Origin of the sequence: Priestia sp. FSL H7-0729 (assembly GCF_038005685.1) — a bacterium.
In the GTDB taxonomy this organism is placed as follows: domain Bacteria; phylum Bacillota; class Bacilli; order Paenibacillales; family Paenibacillaceae; genus Paenibacillus.
On record NZ_JBBOTQ010000003.1, the window covers coordinates 425,384 to 452,157 of the forward strand.

The 26,774-nt window shown below is 46.5% G+C and carries 20 protein-coding genes; 8 read left to right on the forward strand and 12 right to left on the reverse strand.

Going from position 1 to position 26,774, the window contains the following annotated elements; translation table 11 throughout:
- Positions 1–10 precede the first annotated feature (10 nt).
- The gene (locus tag MHH93_RS10865; protein WP_500054053.1) at positions 11–1,048 is read right to left on the reverse strand and encodes a siderophore ABC transporter substrate-binding protein; all 1,038 of its coding nucleotides are present in this window, start codon (positions 1,046–1,048) and stop codon (positions 11–13) included.
- 440 nt (positions 1,049–1,488) lie between these two features.
- Between MHH93_RS10865 and MHH93_RS10870 the strand changes: the two genes are divergently transcribed.
- Positions 1,489–2,121: a LysE family transporter gene (locus tag MHH93_RS10870; protein WP_500054054.1), complete on the forward strand. Its 633-nt coding sequence runs from the start codon at positions 1,489–1,491 to the stop codon at positions 2,119–2,121.
- Between the two features lie 115 nt (positions 2,122–2,236).
- Here MHH93_RS10870 and MHH93_RS10875 read toward each other — a convergent pair whose 3' ends face one another.
- The 4 genes from MHH93_RS10875 to MHH93_RS10890 all read right to left on the reverse strand — a co-directional run bounded on the left by MHH93_RS10875 (position 2,237) and on the right by MHH93_RS10890 (position 6,769).
- A complete protein-coding gene (locus MHH93_RS10875; protein ID WP_500054055.1) occupies positions 2,237–2,875 on the reverse strand; it encodes a DsbA family protein in 639 nt (212 codons plus the stop codon).
- Positions 2,876–2,967: 92 nt separating this feature from the next.
- Positions 2,968–3,606: an FMN-dependent NADH-azoreductase gene (locus MHH93_RS10880; RefSeq protein ID WP_500054056.1), complete on the reverse strand. Its 639-nt coding sequence runs from the start codon at positions 3,604–3,606 to the stop codon at positions 2,968–2,970.
- Positions 3,607–3,860: 254 nt separating this feature from the next.
- Complete coding sequence (gene dhaK, locus MHH93_RS10885; RefSeq protein WP_500054057.1) at positions 3,861–5,627, reverse strand: dihydroxyacetone kinase subunit DhaK; 1,767 nt, start codon at positions 5,625–5,627, stop codon at positions 3,861–3,863.
- Complete coding sequence (locus MHH93_RS10890) at positions 5,627–6,769, reverse strand: glycerol dehydrogenase (protein ID WP_500054058.1); 1,143 nt, start codon at positions 6,767–6,769, stop codon at positions 5,627–5,629. The genes dhaK and MHH93_RS10890 overlap by 1 nt, the downstream gene beginning before the upstream one ends.
- Positions 6,770–7,074: 305 nt before the next feature.
- Here MHH93_RS10890 and MHH93_RS10895 point away from each other — a divergent pair, with 305 nt between their 5' ends.
- A complete protein-coding gene (locus MHH93_RS10895) occupies positions 7,075–8,112 on the forward strand; it encodes a PocR ligand-binding domain-containing protein (RefSeq protein WP_500054059.1) in 1,038 nt (345 codons plus the stop codon).
- Between the two features lie 96 nt (positions 8,113–8,208).
- Complete coding sequence (locus MHH93_RS10900; RefSeq protein WP_500054060.1) at positions 8,209–9,198, forward strand: aldo/keto reductase family protein; 990 nt, start codon at positions 8,209–8,211, stop codon at positions 9,196–9,198.
- A gap of 236 nt (positions 9,199–9,434) precedes the next feature.
- Here MHH93_RS10900 and MHH93_RS10905 read toward each other — a convergent pair whose 3' ends face one another.
- The 4 genes from MHH93_RS10905 to MHH93_RS10920 are packed head-to-tail and all read right to left on the reverse strand — an operon-like array spanning position 9,435 to position 12,872.
- Positions 9,435–10,322, reverse strand: coding sequence for a LysR substrate-binding domain-containing protein (locus MHH93_RS10905; RefSeq protein ID WP_500054061.1), 888 nt, complete (start codon positions 10,320–10,322; stop codon positions 9,435–9,437).
- A 30-nt stretch (positions 10,323–10,352) separates the two neighbouring features.
- On the reverse strand, positions 10,353–10,823 hold the full coding sequence (locus MHH93_RS10910; protein ID WP_500054062.1) for an SMI1/KNR4 family protein: 471 nt from the start codon (positions 10,821–10,823) through the stop codon (positions 10,353–10,355).
- Positions 10,824–10,856: 33 nt separating this feature from the next.
- A complete protein-coding gene (locus MHH93_RS10915) occupies positions 10,857–11,957 on the reverse strand; it encodes a threonine aldolase family protein (protein ID WP_500054063.1) in 1,101 nt (366 codons plus the stop codon).
- A 54-nt stretch (positions 11,958–12,011) separates the two neighbouring features.
- Entirely contained in the window at positions 12,012–12,872 is an 861-nt protein-coding gene (locus MHH93_RS10920; RefSeq protein WP_500054064.1) for a LysR family transcriptional regulator, read from the reverse strand.
- Between the two features lie 181 nt (positions 12,873–13,053).
- On the opposite strand from MHH93_RS10920, the gene MHH93_RS10925 reads away from it, so the two are divergent.
- The 5 genes from MHH93_RS10925 to MHH93_RS10945 all read left to right on the forward strand — a co-directional run bounded on the left by MHH93_RS10925 (position 13,054) and on the right by MHH93_RS10945 (position 16,569).
- Positions 13,054–14,043 (forward strand): quinone oxidoreductase family protein, encoded by a 990-nt coding sequence (locus MHH93_RS10925; RefSeq protein ID WP_500054065.1) that lies wholly within the window; start codon positions 13,054–13,056, stop codon positions 14,041–14,043.
- A gap of 487 nt (positions 14,044–14,530) precedes the next feature.
- The gene (locus MHH93_RS10930) at positions 14,531–14,770 is read left to right on the forward strand and encodes a bacteriocin immunity protein (protein WP_500054066.1); all 240 of its coding nucleotides are present in this window, start codon (positions 14,531–14,533) and stop codon (positions 14,768–14,770) included.
- A 6-nt stretch (positions 14,771–14,776) separates the two neighbouring features.
- Entirely contained in the window at positions 14,777–15,301 is a 525-nt protein-coding gene (locus MHH93_RS10935) for a hypothetical protein (protein ID WP_500054067.1), read from the forward strand.
- Positions 15,298–15,699 (forward strand): hypothetical protein, encoded by a 402-nt coding sequence (locus tag MHH93_RS10940; RefSeq protein ID WP_500054068.1) that lies wholly within the window; start codon positions 15,298–15,300, stop codon positions 15,697–15,699. The genes MHH93_RS10935 and MHH93_RS10940 overlap by 4 nt, the downstream gene beginning before the upstream one ends.
- 81 nt (positions 15,700–15,780) lie before the next feature.
- Positions 15,781–16,569 (forward strand): formate/nitrite transporter family protein, encoded by a 789-nt coding sequence (locus MHH93_RS10945; RefSeq protein WP_017690511.1) that lies wholly within the window; start codon positions 15,781–15,783, stop codon positions 16,567–16,569.
- 245 nt (positions 16,570–16,814) lie between these two features.
- Here MHH93_RS10945 and MHH93_RS10950 read toward each other — a convergent pair whose 3' ends face one another.
- From MHH93_RS10950 to MHH93_RS10960, 3 genes are all read right to left on the reverse strand, one after another.
- Positions 16,815–18,383: a glycoside hydrolase family 30 protein gene (locus MHH93_RS10950; RefSeq protein WP_500054069.1), complete on the reverse strand. Its 1,569-nt coding sequence runs from the start codon at positions 18,381–18,383 to the stop codon at positions 16,815–16,817.
- A 145-nt stretch (positions 18,384–18,528) separates the two neighbouring features.
- Positions 18,529–21,240 carry a glycoside hydrolase family 3 C-terminal domain-containing protein gene (locus MHH93_RS10955; protein ID WP_500054070.1) on the reverse strand — a complete coding sequence of 904 codons (2,712 nt, stop codon included), beginning with the start codon at positions 21,238–21,240 and terminating at the stop codon, positions 18,529–18,531.
- 548 nt (positions 21,241–21,788) lie between these two features.
- A complete protein-coding gene (locus tag MHH93_RS10960; protein ID WP_500054071.1) occupies positions 21,789–26,759 on the reverse strand; it encodes a DUF4132 domain-containing protein in 4,971 nt (1,656 codons plus the stop codon).
- Between the last annotated feature and the right edge of the window lie 15 nt (positions 26,760–26,774).

Consider the following 26,774-nt stretch of genomic DNA (forward strand, 5'->3'; position numbering starts at 1 on the left):
ATGCTCCTTTTTACTGTTTAGCTAAAGCTTTCGTAAGGTTGTTAATCAACTCCATGAAAGTTTCGATGGATTCATTGGTGTACGTGTCGTTTGGAGCATAAACGATTTGTTTTTGAGTAATAGCAGTGGTGTTTTTCAGAGCAGGTGAGTTATCAATAACGTCCTGAGCTGGAACGGCACCTTCTTCAGCAGATACAGCTGCATCCCGATCCAGTACGAAAATCCAATCCGGATTGCTTTGGGCGATCGCTTCAACAGAAATATCATCACCTTGATGATCAGAAGAAGATTTGTCCACTTCTAGAGCCGGAACCCAGCCGAAAATATCATACAAAGGTCCCCACACACGTCCAGTAAGAGGAGCCGAGAAACCAATGTTTCCACCAGAAACGACAACACTCATAATCTTATCTTCTCCGTTATAAGCGGCCTTGGCTTCTTCAATAGCGTTATCAAAATCAGCAATCAGTTGGGCAGCTTCTTCTTGCTTCTCAAAAATTTTCCCCAAATTGGTTGTTGCATCTTTAAGGCCATTAACAAAGTTCTCTCCAGGCGATGCCGTTTCTTCAAGCTCAATGTTAAGATCAATCACTGCTGCATTAGGCACCAATTTTTTGATGTCTTCATAGTAGCCAGCGAATCGTTGACCAACAATGACAAGGTCAGGCTGAATAGATGCCAATAGTTCAAGATTCGGTTCGCGATGATTCCCAATATTTTGTACCGATTCATCCGCCACATATGGTGAATCCGCAGGCATTACATCCTTGGGTGCTGCTGCCAATTTGACGCCCCAAGTGGACAGCGTCTCAAATGTTCTGTTATCCAGTGCAACGACCTTCGTTGGGTTTACAGGCACAGTTACCGTTCCATGAGCATCCGTAATTTCAACTGTTGTTGCAGTTGCTGTAGTTGCAGCGTCGGAAGTTGCAGCATCTGTATTCGCAGTATCCGTCGTAGCAGGTTCATTACTTGAACATGCTGCCAACACCATAGTTAAAGCTGCAACCATGATAAACATTAATTTTGAAGAAATAGACTTTCTCATTTAATTGATATCCCCCTAGATTTAGAAAATTTGGATTCCAACGCAGCGTACTGCGTTGGATAAATTCAGTGTCATTTACCTCCTCAGACATAAATTTAGAAAATAATCTTATCCTCTATTCACTGTAGTGATGAGTGACAATAAACAATAAATGATATTGATTATCAATATCAATAAGTTATATTATAGCAAGTTAGCAGGCATTTTCAACAACCTATTTGTTTTAAATCATGACGAAATGATAACCAAATATAATATTCTATGTATTTATATTCATAAAGATCGACATTTTATAATGATGTACATTGAACAACATGCACTCATTTGAATACCATTTATTGAGTAACCACTTGATATTACCAAATGTATATTGTAAATTAAAAAATACATTTAATTGGTATACAGTAAAAATGAATCGTAGATGTGGAAGGAAATAGTCAATGGATATTTATATTAAGTATTTTTTAATTGGTCTTGCCATAGCCATGCCTGTTGGAGCAATTACAGTAGAAATGACAAAGCAGGGATTGAAAAATGGGTTTATTCACGGATGGGCAGTCGGTATTGGTGGCATGACGATCGATATTTTACTTATTCTCGCTTTGTACTTCGGCTTTGCATCCGTACTGGCATTGCCGTATGTTCAAACGCCTCTCTGGATCGTAGGTGCAGGATTCCTCGCATATCTGGGTTACGATTCAATTAAGAATGCCGATAAAGATATTACCCCGGCAGATGAGAAGACTCAGAAATCATTTTTTAGTACATATCGAAACGGTCTGCTTGTTGCGGTATCACCTGGTAATTTGGTATTTTGGGTTTCCGTATTTGGTGCAGTTCTTTCACAATCCTATAGTTCTTCCCACTCAGGAAGCTTTGCCATTGCAGCATTTGGAGTCATGAGTGGTATTTTAATTCATGACTTAGGGTTGAAGTCCATTGTTTCAGTAACAAGAAAAGTAATGAGTCGCCAAATGATACGATGGGTTTCGGTCATTGCTGGTATCATGTTGCTCGGATTCGCTCTATATTTTGTGTATGAATTCGTAGTTGGCCTCATTCAATTCTTTTGAGGATTAGACTCTACACCATAGCTTTAGTCTTTTTAAATTTAAAACAGCCAGTCGCCCAAGTTTAATTGGGGACTGGCTGTTTGAGGCGACTTGGTTTATCCCAGTGGTACAAAAATTATTGAGTCAACAATACGAATGCAGCATAATTTTCTTCTAATTTAGAAGCTGTCATAGCGCCGCCGCCTAGTTGATACAAATTATCACCTTTTTTCAAGAAAAGCGTTGGGTAACTTCTCGCTCCAAGATTGCCGGCAGTTACGAATTCTTGCTTAACAAGATCTCGTGTCTCTGGATTTATTATCCCTTCGACCACTTTCTCCTCATCCAGATCAAATTGTTTTGCAATATCTTGATACGTATCTATATCACTGAGACTTTTACCCTCGTAGTAGAATGCTCGCTGTATTTCTGATGCTAAGTACACTGCTTGTTCTGGTGCCAAGGCACGTAAAGCGGAAAATCCAATCGCTGCTGCCTCACTATCCATAATAAACGTACCGCCATTTAAAAGTTTATTGTAAGGGACACCAAACTCCGCGCCAGTAAGTTGGCCAATCCGTTGGTTGGCTTCTGGAATATGTGGATATGCCTCCATTGCTTGGCTTCGATCACCTATAAAAAGACCACCCGACAACACGTTGATCGGTAATTCTAAATGGTTTTGATGGAATTCCCGTAAGCTTTTCGAGAATCCATAACACCAACCACAGTATGCATCCCACACATAAATAAGAGAAATATCCTTGTCATTCATGCTTTACAACTCCTTTTAACCTACTTAAGGTCTGAGATACGAATCCGTGAGTGTTCAACGTTACTCGCTCTCCAACCTTTTGTATCCATATTTTAGAATGTTTTTGCAAGATCTTTCGCTCTCTCGATGGCTTGTTCTTTAATCTCTTGTGCCTTGTCCGCAGCTTTATTATGTCCTTCTACAAACAGCCCTTCAAATGAAGGTACTCCGAAGAATTTCATAATGACTTGAAGGTGACGATGTCCCATTTCAAGTTCATCCGCAGGACTATCAGAGTAAAAACCACCCCGTGCCTGAATATGAATCGCCTTTTTATCAGTCAGTAAGCCAATAGGTTGACCCTGTTCAGAGTAACGGAAGGATTTACCGGCTACAGAAACAGCATCAATATAAGCTTTCATCACTGGGGGATATGAGAAGTTCCAGAAAGGGGTAACGAACACATACTTATCTGCCGCGATAAATTGATCGGATAATTCAGCTAAACGTTTTACTTTCTCTTGTTCATCGCTTGAGAGTTGCCCAAATTCAGTTCCTGAGCGCAATTTTCCCCAACCACTAAAAACATGTGCATCAATCTGAGGAATATATTCTTTGTACAAATCAATATTCACAATCTCATCTTCAGGATTAGCGTCCTTATACGAATTAATAAATGCTTTACCTACAGTCAGGCTATATGATACGGACTCATCAAGAGGGTGTGCCGTAATAGAGAGTACTTTGGTCATTGTTATCCATCCTTTTTTTTTGATTTTATTAGTTGTAACAACAACTGTTACAACTAATAAATGTAATAATAAATGTTACAACTTAACTTGTCAACGCCTAATTGTAAATCTTGTCTAATTCACGTAATGATAATTTCATCATGTTATGTGAACCTCGGTGAATGAAACTTAATCAACAACAAAAAAGGCATTGATTGGAATACCAATCAATGCCTTTTTAAATCGTCAAGATAACCCTACTCTTACAACATTCCTTATTTCATCGACTCGGACAACTCTGTGAAAATAACCCCCAGCGCATACGCGCCAGCATCAGGGTAGCCCAGACTGCGATCGCCGACGGTACCCGCACGACCCATACGTGCCACGATGTCTTCCGTTTTCTTCGCACCTTCAACGGCTGCTGCTGCACCTTTGGCAAATGCGGTTTTGAAGTCCTCTCCAGACTCTGCGCTTTGTGTCCAGGAATCAGCACACGGAACGAGTGCATCGATCAAGGTTTTGTCGCCTACAACGGCACCACGTCCAAAGGAACGTTCTCCTGTAGACTGAATCCCTTGCACAGCTGCATGGATCATTTCGGCAAATTCAGCAACGTTCAACTGCTGTTTATCCCCTACTGCTTTGCCAGCCGCACGGAATGCCGAACCCCAGATCGGGCCGGATGCGCCGCCACAATATTCCATGATGACTAAGGAGCATGCATCCAGGAACGATCCGATGTCTTTTTTATCTTCGTTAATGATGTGATTCCATTCGCGTTTCAACTGGCGGAAGCCTTTTGCCACACTCATACCGAAATCGCCATCACCGGCATGGGAATCCAGTTCACAGAACGGTACTTCGTTCTTGATGATGATCTCACCCATTTTATCGATCAGATAGATGACATTATCCAGTGAAAATTGATTGCCTTCGATTACCGCAGCTGATGCATCCGTCTCCACTTCGTAAGATACGGGAGCGTCTTCACCCACAACGGCTTCCAGAGCCTCGGAATACGCCACTTGTGCTACTGGAGGGCCAGATACTTTAAATGCAGGGGTGTCACTTTCCTTGAACAACAATGACTTCAGTTCATCATCCAGTTTCAGGATCGTAACCGATGCACCCGCCATATCAATACTTGTCATGTAGTTGCCTACAAACGTAGTAGCCACCTTCAGACCTGCATGTCCTGACAGTTCACGCTGAACTGAGTTGTTGAGCAGATACAATTCTTGCAAAGGTGTTGCGCCAAAACCATTTACAAGCACGGCAATCTCAGCAGAAGCCGTATCCAGCTTCATATCGGCAAGCAATGCTTCAACCATACGTCCTGCCAATTCATCAGCCGATACAATTTTTTCCCGACGGATCCCTGGCTCACCATGAATCCCTACGCCGAATTCCATCTCATCTTCAGCAATTTCGAATGTAGGCGTACCTTTGGCTGGCACGGTACAGGATGTGAATCCAAAACCAATACTGCGAACATTCTGAGCTGCTTTCTCAGCAACGGCTTTCACATCTGCCAGACTGCGGCCTTCTTCGGCTGCGGCTCCGGCAATCTTGTGAACCAGTACAGTTCCGGCAACGCCGCGACGTCCAACGGTATACAGGCTGTCTTGTACAGCAATGTCATCCTCAACACGCACATACTGTACGTCGATGCCATCCTCTTCTGCCAGATGCGCTGCATTTTTGAAGTTCATCATGTCGCCGCTGTAGTTCTTGATGATCAGGAGTGTACCTTTGTTGCTGGCTGTTGCCTTGATTGCTTGGTACACCTGGATTTGGGAAGGAGATGCGAACACATCTCCACATACCGCTGCATCCAGCATACCTTTACCCACATAACCTGCGTGAGCCGGTTCATGTCCGCTACCGCCACCACTGATCAGGCTGACTTTATCGGCCTGAATCTCTCTGCGTTTGATGACTTTATATTTTTTCAAAAATTCAAGCTCCGGATGCGCAAGCGCAATCCCGTTACACATTTCCATAACAACATGTTCAGCTTGGTTAATAATTTTTTTCATTATTTTGCCTCCCGGCGTGCTGCTTTGTACTCACGGCCCATTCGGTCAGCCGCAGCAATGGCAGCAGCCACTTCAGGAACGGTGATTGGGAATGGCATCGCATGAATGGATTCTTCCGGAATACAAGCGATCTCTGCCACTTTCAACAGCTCTTCCTGACTAATCGTATCTACACCGATATCCGCCAAGCTGATCGGCAGTCCCACTTCGAGACAGAAGTCCATGACTTCATGCAGCTCATCGGTTGGTGCATTTTCAAGCACGAGTTGTGCAATTGTACCGAAGGATACTTTTTCACCGTGGAAGAAATGATGTGTTCCCTCCAGAACAGTCAAACCATTGTGGATCGCATGTGCTGCAGCCAGACCGCCACTTTCAAATCCAAGGCCAGACAACAAAATATTCGTCTCAACAATGTTTTCCAGCGCTTGGGTCACGACGTTGCTGTCACTTGCTACCTTGGCTTTTGCACCATCAGTCAGCAGCATTTCATAACACAGTTTTGCCAAGGCAAGTGCCGCATTGGTACCTACTGCGGATGGCGTATACCCTTCACGAGATCCCATTGGCAAACTTGCGTTTACACGGGAATAGGATTTCGCTGTTGCTCTTGCTTCGAAGTATGTAGAGAGCGCATCTCCCATACCGGATACGAGGAAACGTGTTGGTGCATTGGCAATTACGGTTGTATCCACGAGAACGACACTTGGGCTTTGTTTGAAGTAAGCATAGTCATCGAAAGAACCATCCGGTGTGTACAATACAGCGGAGTGACTTGTCGGTGCGTCTGTTGCCGCAATCGTTGGGCAGATGATCAATGCTTCGCCTTCAGCTACACATTTGGCCGCATCAATGGCTTTACCGCCACCAAGACCGATCGTAGAGTCACATCCTTTTTCCTTCGCGATCGCTTGCAGACGCGCAACTTCCTCACGGGAACATTCCCCTTTAAAACCGCTTTCAACAAACGTGATATTAAATTTCTCAGCTGTTGCATCAAGCTTTGCTTTGACACGTTGTACATCATCCGGATGTGCGATCAGCAAGGCAGATTCTCCAAAGGATTTAACAAAGTATCCCAGGTTCAACAATTCGTCTTCGCCTTGTACATATTTGGTTGGGCTGATAAATGCTTTTCTCATATTAATATATGCCTCCTAAGGATATGGAATGGTGTAGTGAATACATTAAATTTTAATTTCTTGCAATTGACCTTAATATAACGCATAGCCAGAAAGTTTACAGTGGACTTTGATAACAAATTATTATAATTTACAATCGTAATTTTTTGCTTTTTGGTGCAATCATGGTATGTTATTGTCATGAGATGGTTGAATTTTGACCTCCCATTATACATTACCCGTCATCATTACATCTTAATATGTACAACTTGCTAACTTTTAACGGCGTAAATTATGAATCAGGTTAGCTATGGAGGTTTCATCTTATGATTAAAGAATATTTGCATATCAATAAAATACTCGACCTCAATAAATGGAAGCGTCTACAAGACTCTCTAGCCACAGTAACGAAACTGGCGATCCTCACCGTGGATTATAAAGGCATTCCCGTAACCAGTCACAGCAGCTGTCAGGCCTTCTGCCAGAATGTACGCAAAGACCCCGAGCTTCTCCCCTACTGCCAAAAATGTGATTCGCGCGGCGGTCTGGAGGCCGTTCGGTTGAATGAGCCCTATGTCTATCTATGCCATTTCAACATTATTGATATCGCGATTCCGATCACGATCGATGGCAAATATATCGGCGCCGTGATGGCAGGACAAGTGAAACTCGCCGACCCGGATAAAGGTAGTGATCTGGAGCAGATTGTCACATCCAAGAACGTGCCCATGCATGCAGCGAAGCTGGAGGAATTAAAGGACGATTACGCCCAGTTGCCTGTAATGACCTATGAAGAGATTGTGAAAATCTCCAACATGTTATCCCTGCTCTGCAACTACATTGTGGAAGAAGCGCTCAACAAAAATCTGTTAGTGGAAATGTTCGAGAAAGCGTCAGGCAATCAGGAGTCTCTGAACCTCTCCACCATTCTGCCTGGGTACTCCATTCGCAATATCGAGTCGATCAAGAAAGAGATGACCAATGCGATTGCGGATGCCTATCTCAAGAACAGCCCAAGTGATATGGAAAGTTCCAGCCCGGTGCTCCAGCCTGCGTTTGAATACATTCACAGTCACAAAAGCGAACAGGTTTCGCTCAAACAAATGGCCGATCTGTGCCACCTGAGTCCAAGTTATTTCAGCAGGCTCTTTGCCAAGGAAACCGGTGAGAACTTCACAACCTACCTGGCTAAACTCAAAATTAAGTGGGCCAAGCAATTGCTGGAGGTCACGGACATGCCTGTCTCACAGATCAGTGATGAGCTGGGGTTCAATGAATCGGGATATTTTATCAAAATATTCAAAAAATTTGAGGAGATTACACCTGCTCTCTATCGTAAATACATCCAGGAGAAAATCCACTGATATCTTTTTCGTATCAAAGTTGGGGTTAAAAGATATTTCACCTATTAATCTGCCATTGCTACAATGGAGTCCAGATTACTTAGGGAGGCGGCATGGATGGAGTATCGCAAATTAGGAAACAGTGGATTAACCGTCAGTGAGATTTCACTCGGCAACTGGATTACGCATGGAGCGCAAGTCAAGGATGGAATAGCAGAAGCTTGTGTTCAAGCCGCATTGGAGGCAGGTATTACCACATTTGATACCGCAGACGTGTACTCCAATACCAAGGCAGAAACCGTACTGGGACAGGCTCTTAAGGATATACGAAGAGAAAGTATTGAACTATGCACCAAAGTCTGTCACCCCACCGGCACAGGTTATAATGACCGCGGACTTTCACGTAAACACATCATGGAAGCCTGCAAAGGTTCATTACGGCGGCTACAGACTGATTATATCGATGTCTATTACGCTCACCGTTATGATTACAACACTCCGCTGGAAGAGACGTTTCTGGCATTCTCCGATTTGGTGCGTCAGGGCAAAGTCCATTACATTGGCGTAAGTGAATGGAACGCAGATCAGATTGCAAGAGGAGCCGCTTTGGCGCGGGAACTTCATGTCCCCTTCATTGCAAGTCAGCCGCAATATTCAATGTTATGGCGTGTGATTGAGCAAGAAGTGGTGCCTGCAAGCGACCAAGCAGGACTTGGACAGATTACATGGTCTCCTCTGGCTCAGGGTATACTATCAGGTAAATATGCGCCTAACGCAGCGTTGCCCACCGGATCACGTGCAGCTGCTGAGGCAGGAGCACCCTTTTTCAATAAACTGGCTGGTCAGTGGTTACGTGAAGATGTTCTTACCGCTGTGCAACAGCTTGTTCCGCTCGCTAAAGAGATTGGTCTAACTCTTCCTCAACTCGCTGTGGCGTGGGTTCTTCAGCACTCGTATGTCAGTTCCGTCATTATCGGTGCATCCCGACCGGAGCAGGTATTGGAAAATGTAAAAGCCTCCGGTGTAAAACTGGACCCTGAGATCATGTCTCGTATTGATGAAATACTGAATCCGTGGATTGAGCGTGATCCAGCCAAGACGGGATAGTTTCTTTTTTTACTACTCACAACATACTAAGTTGAACTAATCATTTACACGAAAACGGAGAGGACAGAAAAAACCTGAAAAAGCGGAGCTAAAAGCTTTCTGCAAGAAAGCTACTTCGGAAGCATACACTTCGCCTTTAGCACCAGATTTCCCCTTGAGAAAAGGGATCGAAAAAATCTGGGGATAACAGCGATTGGAAGGTTGTTCTGTCATCGCAGTGTAAGTGTAAATAACCTTTAGTGCAACTCATATTCCCCCTCAACAAAGTTCATAAAACGGGATACCACTTCCTGATTCATATCCGTCCGCCATGCCGTATACAACGGTACGGAGGGCGGATTTTCTTGTAATGGAAGGAACACCACACCCTTCCGCTGGAACACATCAACCGAGGAGGGAACAATGGAAATCCCCATGCCCGCTGCAACGAGATTCACAATCGTATACATCTGGATCACTTCCTGCGTAATTCGAGGGTCTACGCCATGTGCTCTACAGTAATCCAGAACCAGTCGATGAAATGGCGAACCCAGATGCCGTGGGAATAAAATAAAATCTTCATCCACCAGTTCTCGAATCGAAACTTGAGTCTGAGAAGCCATCGGGTGATGATCTGGCAACACCACAATCAACGTTTCCATCTGACAGGGACGGAACGAGACATGCCGGGTATCTTCCTGATACCGCAGAAATCCAATATGGATCTGTCCGTCTTCCAGTGCCTGCAATTGCTGGGACGAAGTCATCTCACGTAATGTCAATTCAATCTGCGGGTACGCAGCGCGAAATTTCCTGAGCACATCCACCATAATGCTCCCCGAAGCCGAATCCACAAACGCCACAGTTATATGCCCGATCATGCCCTGATCTGCCTTTTGCGTAAGCTGGATGGAACGTTCGAGCTGCGCTATGATCAGTCTGGCCTGTTCCAGAAATACGGCTCCTGCCGGGGTGAGACGGACCATTTTTCTCGTACGTTCCAACAGCCTCACACCTAGCTCTTCTTCCAGATTCTGAATCTGCTGGCTCAGCGGAGGCTGTGTCATATTTAATTTTTCCGCTGCACGGTGAAAATGAAGTTCTTCCGCCACGGTTATAAAATATCTTAATTTACGAATATCCATAGGTCTGTTGCGCTTCCTTCCGTCTCCCTGTTAATTCATCTGTTCCTGAACCCAGATCGCGGACTCCGTCAGCATCGTCATCAATTCATTAAAGTCCACAGCGATCTCCTCCAGAGGAGTCTCTCCTGCATCGTGAATTAACATCCATATTTTGCCCGAGGTCTGATCCAGCATAGCCACGCTTCCTTCACCAAACCCACCAATGGGAAACGGTTGGATATCCGCTGGAAGCTCGTATTCCTTCTTAACTTCACGGTAGACTTCCAGAAACTCGGGATAAGCCCAGCTCAGTTCTTTCACCGAATACAAGGCAGGATCACCGAAGTTACAAGCACCGAATTCGAGTAAAAGCGCACGATATGCTGCGGGCAGTTTTACGTTATGCTTTTGCTCAAAATCCTCAATGCTCTGTTGTGTCTCAGGAGTACACCCTTCTCCCATTGTCGTATCGTAAGCCTTCACCAAAAGATCACGAATCGGTTCCAATTCTATCGACTTCATTTTTAACTCCTCCTTTACATTAGAATCCGCTTGTTATCTTACCTGCTTACGCAACTCTTGATCCAGCCATTCCAGTGCTGCACGCAGCTTATCCTGGGGAAGTTTCTCATAACGATCGCCCGTAGACAATTCAAAGGCACAGCTGTTTCCACTTATCTTGTTCAGATATGAAGTCATACCAATACCATACCGCTGAGCCATTTGCACAAGAATCGGTTCAACTTCGTCAGAGGCGAGCGCAAAGTGCACATGGAACATATTCGATACTGGCACCTCAGGCAAAGTATGTATCCCATGACAGGCATTCAATAAGGAGGCGAGTTCTTGGGCCTGCTCGTAATAACGCTCCATTTTGCCAATCCGTTCATTGAAGTAATACTGGGAACTCAGAATATACGGATACAGGCCGATCAGATCACCACCGTGCCGACGTTTCCATACTTTCGATTCCTGCATCACATCTGTGTCTCCAGCCAATATGGCCCCAGCAATACCTCCGATTCCTTTGTAAAAGGACACATACACGCTATCAAAGAGACTGCAGATCTCCGCAGGTGTCTTCTTATAATAGGGAATAATCTCGAACAGACGCGCTCCGTCCAGATGCAGCTTAATCCCGCGCTCACGGCAATAGGCCGAGATCGCTTCCAGCTCTTCATACGCCGGCAATTGCCCACCAATCTCGCGTTGAGGCAGTTCCAATAACAGACAGGCAATGTCCTGATCAAGCGCTTGTACATCTTTCAAACGAATCAACCGCTCCTTGTCCGCCAGCAGAATCGATTCAATCTGATGCAACTCTTTCAATCCATCTTCTTCATGGATTTCCAAATGGCATAGAGGGTGATAGGCTACTCGTTTTATCCCTTTGCGATCACACCAGATCCGTAATGCAATCTGCTGCGCCATCGTTCCACTTGGGAAAAACACTGCCGATTCCTTGCCGAGAACAGCAGCCATCTGTTGCTGAAATTCTTCGATGATGGGGCCGTTGCCGTAGTGATCACTGAAAGTCTCCCCATCGACTTGCTGTAATACCTCTTGAAGCACCTTGACTTGGCGACTACCATGACCACCAATAATAAAGTCTGCCTGATTAAATGCATCAGCCAATGTTAACTTCGTATCCTCCAAGATCAATCACTCCTTGTATAGTGCGTGTTCTAAAGCGATCTTTTGAACAACCTCTTATAGTTCCGGTTCTGTCATGATCTGTACCAGAGCGCTCAGCGCACTAGATATATGTTCACCACGGGAATACACAAATCCTACTTCCAACCGGCAATAGGGATCTGGCAAAGACATCACTGAGATTTCGCCTCTTAATTCTGCTTTGGTAACCGAAGACCGTGGTAGCAATGATACACCGAGCCCGGCAGATACTCCATTCAGGATCGTGTCCAGTGTTCCATATTCCATAACGCTCAGTGAAGGGATACCCTGATCTTTCAAAAAGGATTCCGCCTGAGTGCGATGTGTGCATCCGATCTCAAAAAACAACATCGGCCTGGACAACAACGCGTGTATCTCATGCACTCCAGGTTCAGCGATCAACACCAATTCCTCGTCATACATCTTCATATAGTTCAGCTCAGGATGATCGATTGGGCCATATATTAAAGCGCCATGTAATTCATGTTGAATGACCTTCTGATTCAGCTCATGGGTCCCACCCGTGACAAGCGAATGGTGTACCTCAGGGTAGCATGAACTGTATTCAGCCAAGAGCGGCGTGAGGAAAGTGGAAGCTGCTGTCTCAATGGCACCCAGACGAAGCAGGCCGGACGGCGGGTTACCGACTTGTGTGGCCTGCTCTGCTTCATATAATAATTGCAATATTCGATCCGCATACACAAGCAGATTCTCACCCGCTGGTGTAAGAGACATCCCCCGATTGGAACGATGAAACAGCGGTACCTGTAGCTGTGTCTCCAACTGTTTGATTCGCGTGGTTACATTGGATTGTACATAATTAAGTGCAAGTGCAGCTTTACTGATACTACCTTCGCGGGCAACTGCCTGAAATATTTTCAAATCACCTGCATCCATACCCTGATCACCTGCTCGTCGTTATATCGGCATTCTGCAACATTCGATTCATGCAAAATGCTTATCTATTATTTTCATTGATACTGACCATCATTTTTGTTCATTTTACGTGAATCTGCACCATCTGTACAATGAGGCTCAGTAGTGAAATCCGATTATATCGACAGGAGGAATATTGAATATGAAAGCTATCGTACATTCAGGCCAGAGCGGCCTTGCAGGTCTTCAATATACAGAGTCAACATCTCGGGTACCAGAAGCCGGGGAAGTGCAGATTCAATTAAAATCAGCTGGTATCAACCATCGGGATCTATTCATCATGGCAGGACGCGGTACTCAGGACACCCCGCTCATTCCTGGTTCCGATGGGGCAGGTATTATTGTCGGGATTGGCGAAGGTGTAAGAGGGTTCGCGATAGGAGATGAAGTCATTATCCATCCTACACTCGGTTGGGAATTTGCGAATAACGTACCCATCGTGCCCGATATTGTTGGTGGTCCTACGGATGGAACGCTGGCTCAATATATCACGTTACCTGCTGAAAATGCCCTGCCTAAGCCAGCCCACCTATCTTGGGAGGAAGCAGGCGTGCTGTCCCTTTCGGCGTTGACGGCCTACCGTGCTTTGTTCACTCGCGGTGAACTCAAACAAGGTGAACATATCCTCATTCCCGGTATTGGTGGTGGTGTAGCAACTTATGCCCTGCTCATGGCAGTAGCGGCTGGTGCCAAGGTGACTGTCACCTCCAGAAGTGAAGCCAAAAGAAATGAGGCACTGCGCTTGGGTGCTACCCATGCACTGGATAGTCATGGCGATTGGCGTTTGCAGAACGATCTGGAACCTGTGGACATGATCCTGGATAGCATCGGACAAGCCATGTTCCCGAAATATTTTGATATAATCAGACCAGGTGGGCGTATCGTGATGTATGGTGCGAGCTCAGGGGATGATCTGACTGTTCCTATTCGCTCTATCTTCTTCCCGCAGATCAGTCTGATCGGCACCTCAATGGGCAGCCGTGAGGAGTTCGTCCAGATGCTACAATGGGTGGAGCAACATGACATACATCCTGTGATCGATAGTGTATATCCGTTGCAAGATGTAGCGAAGGCGTTCGAACGCATGGAAAAGGGCGAGCAGTTTGGTAATCTGGCTATACGAATTGAATGATGTTATATAAATTGAACTAAAGAATATTTACACTCTACACACTCCGATGACAGAACAACCTTCCGATCACTGTTAGGGTGTGTCTTCAAACTCAGGCATGGTATGCGATGATGGGTTTCAGCATCTAAAAAGTATTGAAGTTCGAGCTGATTGCTCCTGGCGAATGGATCGGCGATTTTCTTTTCTAAAGAACTCAGGACGTCTTATTTGACCTGTATGCCCGCTTTCTAAATTGTAAGGAACTTCAGACACGTTATTCCCAAAAATCACAGGTTATAACGCTGCAAACGGCTGTTTATTCGAATATAACGTGTCTCAGGTTCCTTAGATTTCCGTGGGCGCTCCCCAGCCTTGAATAAGACGTCTCAGATTCGTTAGCGTTCGTTGGCATTCGTTAGCTCGTTAGCCTCTTCAACGCTCTCTAGCGCTCTTGAACGCTAGCTCTAGTTGGTTCACGATATTAATCATTCAGGAGGTGCACATACATATGGATAATCGATTGCATTTGGTAGAATTGGTTCGCAGACTAATGGACGCCGAAGGAACGGAAGCCGAATTGGATGACATGCTGACGGAGCTACAACAGCAAGTGCCTCACGCAGAGATCAGTAATCTGATTTACTGGGATGATCGAGACCTTACGCCGGAACAGATTGTCGAGGAAGCATTGGCAGCTCGTCCGATCATTCTTCCGCCCCCATCTTCATATTCTTCAGGAGGTGAATAATAGCCAATGTCTGATATGAATCATTTCAATCATAACAACAATGAACACCCAGATTTTAATGCAATTAGTGGTGAAGAGAAACTACAGGCACTTCGTGATCTGATTGAGCTGACCGATAGCCACCTTACTCACCAAGTTCTCGCGATTGGCATGGATTCAGCTGAAGAAGATCTCATCCGTATTGAAGCATGGCGAGCTTTAGGCATGGCAGGGTCTTCCCCTCTTTTGGATGAGATTCGTCATGCTGCCGCACAACTTGTTCGTGACTCGGAAGAAGATGAGGATGTACAGATTTATGTTTTACAGACTCTGGCCTTGTTACCTGCTACGGAAGCTGAGATTACGTTGGCCCAGGATGTATTGTCGGGGAATGCCTACATTTTAATTCAAGGTGCCGCTTTTGCTATTCTTACTGCTCACAAACATATCCCAAGGGCTATCCTTGCGCTGGAATCGCTTCAATCTCATCCGCATTTCGGCGCTTCCGCCAAACGAGAACTGAATTCCATATCAGGAAGTGATGATCTATGAATCAGGACAATGAACCATTTTCACCAGAAGCATCAAAAGCATCAGGAACATCAGAAACAACCGGAGAGCATGCTACGAAAGCTGTTTATTTAACTCAAGGTGAGATGCAAGCCATCCAGAAGGCGCTTCTTTTTCTCAAATTTGAATCTGAAGAGACAGCTTCCTTGCTCTATGCGGGCAGTCCGCTACTGAACAGTGTGTTGGAAAAGGTACGGGATGTCAGCACATTTGGTGAGTACGCCAAAGAACTTCACTCTCGTCCAAACGAATATGCGGAGCGTTTCATGCGCACCAAGCTGGAGCGTTCATATGCAGAAGAATTGGCACCACGTGAACGAACAGAGGAACAAAAGATTGAGATTCTCAGATCCTGTATGTACCCATATCCGGTTAAATAATCAGTAATCCAAGTTCCCCCTCCCCAATTTCCATAATTTCGTTATAATGGTAAGCAAACATCATGCTATTGGAGGAGAATTATGGAAACAGAAGCTCTACGGAACGTGGAACAACTAGCTCTGAAGAAACACAAGATTTACAAACAAAGCTTAATCAGGTACCTTGCACGCTCCATGCTGGCCAGTATGTTTATCGGATTCGGCGTCATCGTGGCGTTTAAGACAGGTAACTTCTTTTATATGGAGCAGTCCCCGTTTACCTATCCGATGGCGGCCATTACGTTTGGCGCAGCCATCATCCTGATCGCCTATGGCGGGGGTGACCTGTTCACGGGCAATACGTTCTATTACACGTATGCGGCGCTGCGCAAGAAGCTGCGCTGGTTCGAAGTGATCAAGCTGTGGATTGCGAGTTATAGCGGTAACCTGATGGGTGCAGCCGTGTTTGCCCTGTTAATCTACCTGACCGGATTGTTCGACTCGTCCCAGGTGAATGGGTTTCTGTTAAGCGTGGTAGAACACAAAATGGAAGTTCCGACCATGCAGCTCTTTTTCCGGGGGATTTTGTGTAACTGGCTCGTATGTATGGCGTTCTTTGTGCCGATGTTCATGAAGGAGAATGGAGCCAAAATGTTCGCCATGATGCTCTTTGTGTTCTGCTTCTTCATCTCGGGATATGAGCACAGCATCGCCAATATGTGTACGTTCGCGATTGCGCTTGTGCTGAATCACCCGGGAACCATCTCATTTGAAGGTGTGCTTCACAACCTGGTTCCCGTGACCTTGGGTAATCTGGTGGGTGGTGTGCTGCTCATGGGCTTTATGTATTATGCGGTGAACAAACCGTTTCTGGATGAAGAGACACATTAATCTCTGGTAAAAAAAATACTTCCGTTCAGCCCGGTCCATCGACCATGTGAATCGGTAAGGTGAACCCAAAACACCCCGGCAACCTTCCCATCTCAGGGAAGAGGTCGCCGGGGTGTTTCTCTATGGGCAGGCTCACGGATAAGCCACCTGCCCCTTATCTCTTAACAACCTATTCGAAATAACTCTAGCTACATGTATTCACCATGCCATCCTTCAAATCTGTACTCATAGTTGCCAAGCTTGAATCAACGCTCTACCCCCGTTTTGGGGTTCCAGCGGGAGGTTGCTGCCGATTGGGAAGGCAATACATACCGAAACGAATCTCCGTCCATGACTACATCTAAGGAAACTTCTGCCTCACCCGTATTAGCTGCAACCAGCACCATCGTCCCATCCGGATTGCGGAAGGCTACGTTCTTGATCTGGCCCTGTTCTTGTGTGGAATCAACTCTTACAGCTCCCGGGCGTACATAACGGCTGATGTGGCCCAAGGCATAATACTCGACATTTCTGGTGATTTCACCATGCTCCGGATCAATCGTCACAACCCCACGGCAGTTCTCACAGCCACCGTTCGTGGGACCTCCTTGCGGATCAAGCGCAATGTTCCAGAGCAGTACAGTCTTCGCCCAGTTGCGAGGTGCACCAATGATGAGATTGGACATCTGCCAGCTCAGATTCTCGCCAAAATCAGGACTCCACTCCCCACCACTGCATTCCGTAAAATAGATATGTTTGTCCGGGAAGCGCTCATGCACTTCTGACATGGCAGATGGATCACCTGCATAACAGTGGAAAGCAGATCCATCAACATAGGCAGCAGCCTGCTCATCACCGAGCACCTTGCCGGTATATTCGACCGCCTGATCCCAGTTATGATCATAAGCAATGATCCGCGTGTCCAGTCCCGCATTCTGTAGCGCCGGGCCGAGATAATCCCGAATGAACATGGCTTGTTCTTCGGCTCCCATACTCATACTCGGATAATTATCCGAGGTGAACTCCGGTTCATTTTGCAACGTGATCGCGTAAATAGGAACGCCCTTCGCTTGATAAGCTTCGATATATTTCACAAAATATTGTGCGTACGCTTCATATATCCTGGGATTGTTATAATCCAGATACCAGCCGTTAGTGGTCTTCTCTTCCCCATACTTCATCCAGGCCGGGGCCGTCCACGGTGTGCCCAGTACTTTAAGACCCGGTTTCAACCCAACTGCACGCTCCAACATATTCACAACTTCCTGATCCTTATTGATCGTAAAGTGTTCCATATCATAATCCGCGCCGGACTCAATATCATCATAGGTATAACTTGAAGCACCGCCTGATTCATCCACCGAATAATCGGAAGCACCGATCGTATGACGCACCATATCCATGTTCAAACCTTCCGTTGTAAATAGCTCCTTTAGCAATTGTTCTTGTTGTTCCTCGGAAAGCTGATTGATCAGATGTACCGACGAACCCGTCATCGCTGCGCCAAATCCATCCATGGTCTGATACGTCTTGTCCGGGTCAATCTGTATGGTAAACTCTGAAGAAGAAGTACCTGACTCCTCCGTTGAAGAAACGAAAGAGCTTGTATCCGTATCATGGTGCTCTGTCACGGGAATAGGCTTCTGAGGGGTAAGCAGATTTTGCTGATCACCCGTCGTTAACCAGACTTCGGCCGTTCTCTGCTTGTCCGCAACCGGTGGAGGAACGGATGGCTCAATTCGGTGGAGAATAAGCCAGACTCCTGCACCGACACAACAAACAGCGATGAACAGGATGATCCATCGTTTGGGCTGCTCTCGCCAACCTGTATTCATCACACCTTACTCTCCTTCCATTGTGGAAAAAGCCGCGGCCATTCGGCCACGACTCCATTTCCTATATATATGAATTAGAACACAATGCATTTGATGCAACTAACTTTACCGGGAGAACAATCTTTCGATCTCCCTTATTCCACTTTTATTTACCGGACTTGCTTCCGATATTCACACTGCCTGTCAGACGGATATCATCCGATGCACTGCCGACATACACTTGAACCTTACCCTTAGGCATTACCCATTCATGGGATGCTTCGTCCCAGTAGGACAATGCGCTGCGATCGAGTTGAATGTTGACCCGTTGCTGCTTGCCTGCCTTCAGATCGACCTTCGCCCATCCAGCAAGCTGCTTCTCTGGCGTCTCCACTTTGGTTGGCAGATTGCCAACATAGACCTGAACGACTTCTGCACCGGAAACTTTACCCGTATTACGCAGATTCAGGGATACTTCTACGGTTTCCTTATCACCTTTGCCAGTGTTTTTCACATGCAGATTACGATAATTAAAATCGGTATAAGACAGCCCGTGTCCAAAGGCGAACGCCGGGGTCATGCCTTCTTTGTCATATCCTTTGTACCCTACAAAGATACCTTCGGAGTAGTTACCCACCCCATTCACACCCGGGAATTGTTCCGCAGTGGATACCGGGGTCTGGGAATCATCTGATGGGAACGTCACTGGTAACTTACCGGATGGATTCACATCTCCGAACAGAACACGTGCCACGGCGTTACCTTGTTCCTGACCTGCATACCAAGCCTGAACGATGGATGGTACTTCTTTTTGCCAGGAATCCATTTCTACAGCACGACCACTCATCTGCACCACGATCGTTTTCGGATTGGCTGCCGCTACCTTGCGAATCAGCTGCTCCTGGTTATTCGGCAGTTCCAGGTCGGAACGGTCTACGTAACCTTCACTGTCATACGTGCGAGTTACCACAACGGCAACATCGGATTTTTTCGCCAGATCAACTGCTTTTTGCATTTTGATATCAACAGCATCCTCTGGAGCTTCCCAGCCAAAACGAACCTGCGCACCCATATCGTGATTGGACTGTACCGGGAAATCGGTACGATACTCAATCCGAATGTCGTGGGACTCGCCTTCTTTGAACGTGATTTCCTTCTTCGTTGTACTCAATGTTTCACCTTGATTGTCTACGAGTAACTCATCATCCACATACAGTTTCGCAGAACCGAGACTGGTCAGGGACAGTTTATATTCACCCGTTTGAGGGGCTGTGATTGCCCCTGTCCAACGAGCAGACATTTTGGCATTGAATTTCGTTGGTGTCACCGGAAGCTTGGAAGATTGTGCGTTAAAACCTTCATAGTTGTAGAATCCAAGATTCATGTTGACCTGATTATCTGTACGGACCAGAGATGGGTTACCCTCCATATCTTTATTCGTCCAGTATTCCGCACGCAGACCGTATTCCGCACGATCTGTACCATAGTCTCTTTCACTTTGCTGAGCATCTGCTGGTGATAAAAGAGTGGAAGGTACGGCAGATGGTCCATTAAATGCATCTCCTGCCGAGATAGGATCCGTCCCGGCAGCATATTTTACATCCACACCGTTACCAGCACGGTTACGAATTCCTTGAAGCGGACTTACAGTATACGTCGGATTAACCAGACTGCTACCTCCACCAGCAGCCGATGCGTTATCTGCATCCGGTCCGATGACCGCGATGGATTTCACGTTTTTCTTGGAAAGTGGCAGCGTATTATCGTTGTTTTGCAAAAGAACCATGCTCTCTTCTGCAATTTCACGTGCTTGCTTGCCATCTTTCTTGGCATTGATTTGTGTGTTCGTTACAGGATTATCGAACAGCCCCTTATCGAACATTTGAAGTAAAATGCGTCTAACCTTCTCATCAATGGTTTGCTCGCTGACTTCGCCATTGTTCACGGCTTCAAGCAACTTGCTTCCCCATTTGCCATAAGGCTCTCCAGGTGTCTCCAGATCCAGACCCGCATTGGCGGATTTGGCTGTGCTGAAGTTTGCGCCGTAATCACTCATGACGAACCCTTCGAAGCCAAACTGATCCCGAAGGACATCCGTCAGCATCTCCTTGTTCTCACAAGCATATGTACCGTTCACCTGGTTAAATGAACACATGGCGGAACCAAGATCCGCTTTTTCAACCATCGCTTGGAACGGACGTGCATAAACTTCCTGAATGGCACGTTCGCTGGCTGTTGCATTGGTCGTGAAACGCTCCGTCTCCTGGTTGTTCAGGATGTAGTGTTTCGCTGTAGCGATTACCGGATTGCTTTGAATCCCGTTCACATACGCTGCCCCCATACCGGAAGCCAGCAATGGATCTTCCCCGAGCGATTCAAAATTCCGGGAGCCCCATGGTGTACGTGCAATATCCAGCCCAGGGCCAAGGACTACATTATGTGTTGTATCATGTGCTTCCTGACCGATCAGATCACCATATTTCTTGGCCAGATTGGTATCCCAGGAAGCAGCAAGCGCGATTGGTGCTGGAAGTGCCGTAGACTTTTTGTCCTGCACATCCGGGTTGGCCACACGTACCCCTGCAGGTCCATCTGCCATCTGTAATGCCGGAATGCCGAGGCGCTCCAATCCATCATTATAGAAACCATAATAGTTATTGACTTTACCGGTTACGAATCCAACTTTCTCCTCCAGCGTCATCTCTTTGAGCAGCAGCTCGGTGCGTTCCTCCGCAGATAGAGATTTGTTCATCCAAGGCCGATCTGCCCCAGATTCCGCCTCCGCGGCGAAGGCGTGTAACGGCATAGCCGCAACCGCCACGATGATTAATAACATAAACCATCGTTTGAGGAAAATCAGATTGAGTCTTCTGTTCATGTTGTAAGTTCTCCTTCTCTCTTGATCATTTTTCTTGTGCACATATTGAATACATGTATACAAGGGAATGCAAACTGGCTTGATCCCAGTCTTTCAAGCATTCAGGTCGTCCTGCACATGGCTTCGGAAAACTGCAGCCTGCAAGCAAGACAGCAGATTTCGCTTCCTAACGATAGCCGACCTGATTCCGAATTGCATCCCCTTAAATTTGGTAAAAGACTAATTGAAACTTGCCTAGTTCTTTGGCATCACCTCTCCTTGAATTCAGATAACATGACAAGAAAACGAATTATTTACATTTCCGTAACTACTTTCGAACAAATTCTTTACTTTTAAAAACAGTCGGTTTGACCCACTCCCGATCAACCAGTTAATGCAATTAATTATCAGATTAAGGAATATGTTGAGACACTTTGGGTCCAAGGTCTATTTGAAACCGGAACCAATCCGGCCCATTGTAGTATCCAAAAATATAAAAGCAACTGAAGTCCCTTTTATCAGGTTCCTCAGTTGCCTTTATGATTTATATAGAGCGGTTCAATCGCTTACTAGTTCTGTAACTGTGCAAGAATCTGCGGGTCCTTAATCTTCTTATCTTCGGCAAGCAACATCACCTTGGACAGAATCTCAGCCGCTCTCGGATCTTCATCCAGGAATGGCAGGAAGATTCGGCCTCGATGCTGACTGTGCACCGGCACGATATGAAGGGCACCTGTGGCCTGTTTGAACACATTACCACTACCCAGATGAACAGCATACTCACCCAATTCACCATCAATCCGGGCGTAGTTCCCGTCCAGACGCACATTGTCGATCTTCAGCAGGCGCAATGACTCTTTCACAATGACGTGACGCATCTCGATGGTGGTCAGGCTGGCTTCTGGATCTACGCCTCCCACATGAGCAACACTAACCACCAGATCAATATCACGCATGACTTCCGAGAAGAACATCAGCGGCACATCTTGCAGCGCTACAGGCTTGTAGGTCTTGCGATCGTAGAATTGCACCGTCTCCAGCGTTGGTGCCTCGGTATCTGCTGGTGAGAACCAATCTGCCATGGCATAGAGATTCGCGATCAGGTTGTGCTCGTAGCTTACCTTCTGCAGACCCTCTTCATAGCTAACCGTCCATTGACGTCCTTTGAGCAGAGCTACTGCTTTTTTCGGTTGAATCTGATACCCGGCATATCGGCGGGATACTGTGCCATTAGCCAATTCATCTTCGTTAGGAAGATACAGTTCACGGAATACCTGCTTGAACGGCTGACGCTCCTGGCGGGTGAACAGATCCCGCTGGAATTCACTCCAGCTTCCGCTCTGATACAGATGAAGCGGATGAGCAATCAACAGTTGATCCTGTTCCGATAGTGCATGGATCGTACCCTCTGGCCCTGGAGCAACCAACCCGCTGGATGATACATCGAATCTACCCGTTTTGTCACCTGACTGGAATACAAGCGTTCTTACCAACGGATGGATAACCGGATTTTGCATCAGACTGGCAATTTCCTGACGTGTAAAGGATGTTCCGGCAGTCATCGAACGTTCCAGTTCCTGCCTTGCTCGGCGATACTGATCCACCAGATCCGATTTGAGTTCTTTCAGTTCAGCGATATATCCGTCTTTTTTGAACCGGGCAGGTACAGACTTGAGTGTCTTTCCTTTGCTAACGATAACCATCTCGGGCTGGCCTTCCTCATCGATGACCAATTGTGCTGTCGTGTCAGCATCCAATGCATGTGGTTCAAAGAAAGATTTCATCTCATCGAGCTTACGGGCTTCCATGTCCCACATCAGCCGCGTAACATCGGCATAACCTGCATTACGGGCAAGGTTGCCCAGTGCAATCTGCGAAGCCACACCTTCACTGGCACGACGTTGTGCGCCGAATTGCTTGCTCTGCATCAGGAATTTCTGAATGAAGTCGTATCGCTCACGCAGATCCTGTTCCCGATTTACAGCGAATGGAATCAGACTGTAAGTTAACAAATGATCTTTGTTTCGCTTGTCTGACACGGAATCACGCATATCCTCCAGTCGAAGCTTACCCAGTGCAGCATCCGCGAACAATTGGGATCTGCGATGATTGGCTCCCCCGGAAATATACTTGGCACAATCGTATAACAGATTGAACCGTTCCTCCCCGACAGCGGCATAGGCCTCTTCGAACCACGCGATATCAAACGCACCTTCATTGAAGTCTTGTGGTGAGATTGGCGAATAGTGAGCCACGATGGTTTCTTTCTCCGCAGTAAAGCGTTCATTGATATGGGCATGGAAGTACCAGGCTGCACTGCGGAGTCCTTCCCATCCCAAATGTTTCGCAACAATCTCCATCCACTGTGGTGCATACATGGCGGCTTCCAGCAATTTCTTCTCATTCACCGGATACTTCTGGAGCAGTTCTCCAAGCCGCTTCTCATCTTCTCCATCCCGTGGATGACAATTCTGAATCAGATAGCTGAACGTCTCTTTGCGTATTGTATTGTCTCCATAGCTGTAAATATATCCACGGACAAAAGTATCCTGATCCATCGCCGAGACCAGATGTACCCAGTGTTCCATACCTTCAATTCGTTCCAGTTTCATGGCAAGTGTACTTACTTCTGTAGAGAGTTCTCCCCGGGTCAGCTCGATTTCCAGAATCCGATTAACGACTGTATCCCGTAAATGAATCAGTTTTGGATCACTTGCGATCATTTCTGTACGAGTGGATGTTAAGTCCCGAATAAACATCAGACGATTCCCACCGACCAGAACCTGTCGATATATCTCCTGTTCATCAATCAGGTTCAGCTGGTACGCGCGCAGGAAATCTTCAAGTGACAGCAAGGACAACGGTTGACTATTCTCTACAAGACTGGTGAACTGGTAGGCTGTCTGGAAGAAACGTTTAAAGCTGTTATCGTCATGAATTTTGCCACGAACCACATAATTCCAAGGTCCAGTCAGAATATGAAGCATGCCTGACTCTTTCTCGAGTCGATCAGCAGGCATACTCGCGATGATGTAGGCCCAGGTTTTCTCAGCTATCTCAAACGTGTCGATCGGATCGCTATCCAGAAATGCCGCCGATATCAGTGCTACTACCTGATCCTTATACGTTAAGGAATCCAGCATCTGCTGTAGCTTTTCGATGTCATCCAGGGGATAGATCTGTTCGGCAAACGACTTGCGCCAGCCTTCCAATAACGGAATCTTCTGCAGTTCTTCATAGTCATACTGATCATGGAAGTAGCTGTAATGGTCACTCAATTTGCCATTGAACTCCCGGAGCTGTATACCCATATACAACTGCATCAGTTCCACACTGCTAAACCCGGCATGTTGAATAAAGTTTTCCCATACGTCATGTAGCGGGAACTGTTCCATCTGCTTCATTTCATTCCGCTCTCCATACGGAACCTTGGAGCGAAGACTCGCTCCGACTAACAACGTGTCTTTGTAGCCAGCATAGTACTCCACTTCATACTCATGATCCCTGTGTTCATGCACTAATTCATCGAGCCCCTGCAGGAATGGTCTGGTCTTATCCAGAGAAAGTGTCAAGATATCCTTCGGATTATGGCCCCTGAGGTCACGCTTCTCATCCAGCAATGGCTCACGTCGCTTCGGATCGAATAAACCAAACCCATTAGCGGCTGTATAGCGACTCCCCTGATCCGTCAGCTTGTCGAGCAACTTCTGTTCCTTCGCGGTTGGTTTCTCAATTAGCTGCGCCAATGGCTGCAATGCCTCCTGCTGATCTGTTCGTTCTGGATCTGCCGCAATCTCGGTCAACAATTCGAGCGCACCCAGACGCTGCAGTTCACTCTTGGCCTGCAGAAGTCGCTTCAGTGAGACCGTCAATTGGTCTATGGGTTGCAGTAACAAGACATGGATGACCTTCTGACGAAGTGAGCCTGTCTTGAGCTTCATCAACGCCTCCATCTGTTGCATCTCTTCAACCGTCAACGTGAGCTGCTTCGCCTTGGAGAGCGCACTTTCCCGATTACTGATGCTTTTATCAGACAAACTCTCAAACACAAACTGTCTTTGCACCTCATTGTCAGGATGCTGAACAAACTGGGACAACAGTTCTCCGCGCAGTTCCGGGCTTAAACGGTCCTTGATTGCAATGACTTCTCCGATCCACGCCGGATCCATATCATAAGCAGCCAGATATAACATTTTCTTCACTACATCATCTATATCAATCCGGTAATGAACATATTCAAGTACACCCGACGGTCCGCCTGACCCGCCTTTGGGAATGGCAGCCAACATCTGCTTGAACCGATCAAAGTCCTGACGTCTCAAGGTCTTATCTTCAAGCGCAGGCAATGGCCACACGTAGACGCTACGCTGATTCTCTCCATTCTCGAAACTCCAGTTGTACATATACATCGCATCATAGTTGGTCACAATCCAGTGCATCAACTCGGTATCCTGTGCCTCCAGATAACGACGTGCAATATGCAATCGAAGCTCTCGGTTCTGGCTGTTAGCCAGTACATATTGGGCAACGATCTTCTGATATAATTGGCCTTGATCCATAATTCCGATGATCTTGCTCTTCAAATCATTCTCTTCAATGACTGCTGTCGCCCACAGGCTGATAAAGAGCTTGTTCGCGTTCGCTTCCTGCTGCCAGGCTTCGCGTGCTTCTGGTTGCACCAGCGCCTCATGGGCCTGTTCTATGAGCTGTGCGGCAACACGTTGATTGGCTGCTTCTATGCCGATTCCAGTCCATACAGCGAGTGCTCTTACCACCGAACTGAAACGGATCAGGTTGTTGTCGATGATGATTTTTAATATGTAAATATAGGCTTCCAACGTTCCTTCATCCATCCGCTCCACAATGCTTTGGCGCAGACCTTCCTGCAACCTTGCTGCAACGAGCAGCTCACCCACCATCTGATAGGCATCAACCTGATCGCTCATGAATATGCCTTTAATCATTTCATGGGTTAACAATGCGGTCTGATTGTCACCATAGATAATATCGTGCAATGCCTGCTTCATATCTCCGCCCTGATAATCCAGTTCATATGCGATACAATCCGCCAGGACCCAACGGATCTCATGCAGATAATCCAGCTTGTACTCACGAAGTGACACATATTCTTCCAGGGAGAAATTCTTCATTTCCATCCGGAACAATCCCATCAGTTTGCGGATGACTTGTGCTACATGCTGCTCCGGATCGGACGTGCGGAAGGGCCTGCGTTCATAATTGTTACTGTATGGGAAACGAGTCGCACGCTCAGCGATATAACGGAATCTTGCAACCAATGACTCGCTCGCCAAATGATGGAGCACATCCAATAGTGGCTGGAATAATGGCTTCTGCGTTTCTGCAGCCAGCCTTCCAAGCAACTTTTCTGTATTCAAAAACATCTTTTCGTCTCCACGCAAATACGTCGACCCGGCGATCTCCACAACATAGTTTGCCAACTCAAGCTGTACCCCTGTTAACGACTTGGCTCTTTCCTGTAATGCATCCATATACAACTGCACTTGATCTTCCTGATTCATCCTGTTCTCCTCCTT